The sequence below is a fragment of the Gilliamella sp. Imp1-1 genome, from assembly GCF_001690415.1.
Taxonomy (GTDB): domain Bacteria; phylum Pseudomonadota; class Gammaproteobacteria; order Enterobacterales; family Orbaceae; genus Gilliamella; species Gilliamella bombi.
This window is the reverse complement of record NZ_LZHK01000057.1, coordinates 1-3,434: the sequence shown is the minus strand read 5'-3', so window position 1 is coordinate 3,434 and position 3,434 is coordinate 1. Positions and strand designations below refer to the sequence as shown.

5 protein-coding genes are annotated in these 3,434 nt (G+C 35.1%); 2 read left to right on the top strand and 3 right to left on the bottom strand.

Annotated elements, in window-relative coordinates:
• The coding region (locus A9G38_RS11675; protein ID WP_141671736.1) for a transposase at window positions 1-221 on the top strand (221 nt) is incomplete at its 5' end.
• Window positions 222-330: 109 nt separating this feature from the next.
• Here A9G38_RS11675 and A9G38_RS05645 read toward each other — a convergent pair.
• The 3 genes from A9G38_RS05645 to trmB are packed head-to-tail and all read right to left on the bottom strand — an operon-like array spanning window position 331 to window position 2,939.
• Window positions 331-1,494 carry a histidine-type phosphatase gene (locus A9G38_RS05645; protein WP_051634377.1) on the bottom strand — a complete coding sequence of 388 codons (1,164 nt, stop codon included), beginning with the start codon at window positions 1,492-1,494 and terminating at the stop codon, window positions 331-333.
• Window positions 1,491-2,216 (bottom strand): oxygen-insensitive NADPH nitroreductase, encoded by a 726-nt coding sequence (gene nfsA / locus A9G38_RS05640; protein ID WP_034915719.1) that lies wholly within the window; start codon window positions 2,214-2,216, stop codon window positions 1,491-1,493. The genes A9G38_RS05645 and nfsA overlap by 4 nt, the downstream gene beginning before the upstream one ends.
• Window positions 2,217-2,234: 18 nt before the next feature.
• Window positions 2,235-2,939 (bottom strand): tRNA (guanosine(46)-N7)-methyltransferase TrmB, encoded by a 705-nt coding sequence (gene trmB / locus A9G38_RS05635; RefSeq protein WP_034915714.1) that lies wholly within the window; start codon window positions 2,937-2,939, stop codon window positions 2,235-2,237.
• Between the two features lie 218 nt (window positions 2,940-3,157).
• Here trmB and A9G38_RS05630 point away from each other — a divergent pair.
• Window positions 3,158-3,434, top strand: a 277-nt coding sequence (locus A9G38_RS05630; RefSeq protein ID WP_065623170.1) for a helix-turn-helix domain-containing protein, incomplete at its 3' end; no start/stop codon positions are given.

The following is a 3,434-nucleotide window of genomic DNA, read 5'->3' as shown; positions in this document are numbered from 1 at the left end:
AAGGCGGACGAACGGTGATTGCTAAACGTAATTATGGTAAGGATATAGATAAAAGCAGTATGGATAGGTGCCTTTATCGCTATCGTCATTTAGTCGAGAATGCCTTTGCTAGAATCAAGCAATATCGTTCAATATCAACTAGATACGATAAGTTAGAAAGGAATTATGCCAGTATGGTATCACTGGCATTTATGTTAATGTGGCTGCCAATGTATTGTTGAGTAATTTATGTACAGCAAAGATCAACAGCCCCTAGTATTAGCTTAACTTTTTATTATTAATTTGTTTAATCTTAATTAAATTGGAAAAATTAGATAACCTAATGGTTAATTACCTAGTTTTAATTGATTTTATTCGTTCCTCAAAATCTGACCAATAATAATAACCATCATTATTAACAGAAGCATTTTCCAAATCAAGTTGATAATGTTGTGGTAAATTATTGTCATCAAGTGCTAGCCCGTTATGGAGTTGTTCAAAACTTTGATAAATATATTCGGCTTTAAAAAAGTATTCGCCTGTAGATAGGTGACGAAAACGCTGTAAAGCTACTTTTCCACCAATTGGGGTTATTTCAAATTGATTTGGTAGTTGGTAGTCTTTAAAGTCTAATGCACCCAGTAATGAAGCGATGGTACTATCGTGTCCAACAAGTAAATTGACTTTACTATCCTGTAGCATAAGATCGTTTATCATGTTGATAATAAGTGCCGCTGAATGTTTAGCAAGTGTCTTAGAATGGCAAACTAAATTTATATATTGATTACGAATTGCGCTAATTTGTTGCCACTGCTCTTGGCTAGTTAGTCTACCCCATGCAATTTGTTCTTTTGGAAAGGCCGAATAGTATTGCAATAAGAATGCATCAACGGCTGAAATACCTATCGCAAGTGGTCCGAGGAGTGCTGGTTCTTCATGTTTTTTAAAATAAAGTTCGGATGGAATATCGGCTAAATCGCATTTATATTCAGCATATAATTTTGAATGCTTATAATCCAAAATATCGGAAAGGGTTTCATAAGCTGGTGCTAGGCTTTTAAAAATATTGGCTGCTTTGTCAGCTTCTTCAATATCACGCAAAACCGCATTTTTAAACTCAGTTGAATCGTCTTGCAAGCTAGGATCGAAAATCGGATCCATTTTTTCAATGGCATATTTATGATGAATAGGAATATCATACCCAGCAAAGGCACCAGCTGTCATAAATTGAGCTGTCGCGACGGTTCTTTGCAAACTATTAGAATACACGAATAATTCAGTATTATGTTTTGATAATTTTATATTGTGTTTTTCAAGCCAAGTCGATAAATAGCGGCCAAAATAAACTTCTAATATTCCACCACGAGTGGTCAAATAACCATATGGATGATCCCATTTAGGCCATTTAAAGGGAGTCACTTTTTCTAAAAACTGCAAAGTATTTTGTAATGGCGTACGAATACCATGACGGCTAAGTATAACGATTTTATCTAATTGGTAATGGTTATTTTTCATTTTGTGATCCATCCTTGTTTATGTAAATAATCTAAAATAAAATCACGTTGTTCATTATTTATTGTATTTGCAATTTTATCACTCCAACCACCGGTTTTTTGATTAGTACTACGGTTTTGATAGTAATCACCTATTTGGGTATCATATTTTGCTAAAGTTGCATGATCAAGTGGTTGATATTGGTTTTCAAAAAAGAGAAGCTCTTTAGGTAACCTCGGTTTTATTTCTGGATTATGATCGGGGTAACCAAGGCAAAGCCCAAAAAGAGGAAGAACATATTTTGGTAACTCAAGTAATTGGGTTACTTTATCAAGATCATTTCGCAGTCCACCAATATACACAGCACCAAGTCCTAAGGATTCAGCCGCTATTACTGCATTTTGAGCCATAATTGCTGTATCAACACAGCCCAATAATAACTGCTCTGCTTTGCCAAGATTGAGTGTTGGATCTATTTGAAAATGACGATTAAAATCGGCGCAAAATACCCAAAATTCAGGAGCTTGGTTAACATATTTTTGAACACCAGCATAATGAGCTAGTTTTTCGCGTTTTTGAGGATCTGTAATACGAATAATTGTCGAACATTGAATAAAGTTAGAACTAGAAGCCGACTGTGCTGATCGAACTATAGACGCTATTTGTTCTTGAGTTAAACTAGTTGTTTTATAAGCACGAATAGAGCGGTGTCGACAAAGTAGATCGATGGTTTGATTTTGCATAGTGGCTCCTTAGCATAATTATTTGTTTACAAATTGAAGATCCCAAACGCCATGGCCTAAATTTTGACCTCGTTTTTCAAATTTAGTAATTGGTCTATCATCAGGTCTCGGAATATAGTCACCGCTTGGTGATAAATTTTCAAAACCTTCAGCTTGGGTTAAAACCTCTAACATATGTTCTGCATAATGTTGCCAATCGGTAGCTAGGTGCAAAATTCCACCTAATTTTAATTTTTTTCGAATTAACTGAACAAATTGGGGTTGAATAATGCGGCGCTTGTTATGTCTTGCTTTATGCCAAGGATCAGGGAAAAAAATTTGTACTTTGTCTAATGTATGATTAGGGATCATATTTTCTAATACTTCAACAGCATCGTGACACATCACTTTTAAGTTTGATAATTGATTTTCTTCAATTGCCATCAAACAAGCACCAACCCCGGGTTTGTGTACTTCTATTCCTAAAAAATTCTTATTAGGTGCATTTTTAGCCATTTCAATTAACGAAGCACCCATACCAAATCCAATTTCAAGAATAGCCTGTTTGTTAGAGTCAAAAACCATTGGTGAATTTACATCATATTCAATACCAAATACCGGCCATAAACTTATTAATGCCTGTTCTTGGCCTTTTGTTAAACGACCTTGCCGTAAAACAAAACTACGAATGGTTCTTTTAGATTTGATATTTTCGTTATCTGAGTTTAATTGTTCGTTCATCACGTTATCTACTTTTGTTGTGGAATTTATTAAAGCCAAAGAATGGTTTGTTAGTTAGTTTACTCGATTTTGAGTTCACAGCAAAAGCATCTTATGGTCAAATTGTTTTATTTAATGACCTGGATTCAAACATGAAGTGCAATTTTAAACACGGTGGAGTGAAGAAAGTAGAAAGGTGATTTATACTAGCACCTTCGCACCACCACAGTTTGGAGATTGCTATGTATTATAATCACCTTTCTAGGAAGGAAAGATACCAGATTTTCGTATTATTACAAGCCGGAAAGAATAAAAAAGAGATAGCCCAGCTACTCAATAGACATCCTTCGACAATAAGTCGAGAGATAAAAAGAAACTCAAAACCTAATCAAGCCTATCAAGCACATGATGCGGTAACCCTAGCTAGGAAAAGGCGAAAAAACAGCGGTAATGGTAAGGCAATAGAGTCTTCGGTATGGCGTCAAGTTGAAAAATACCTCATGCTTTATTACAGCCCAG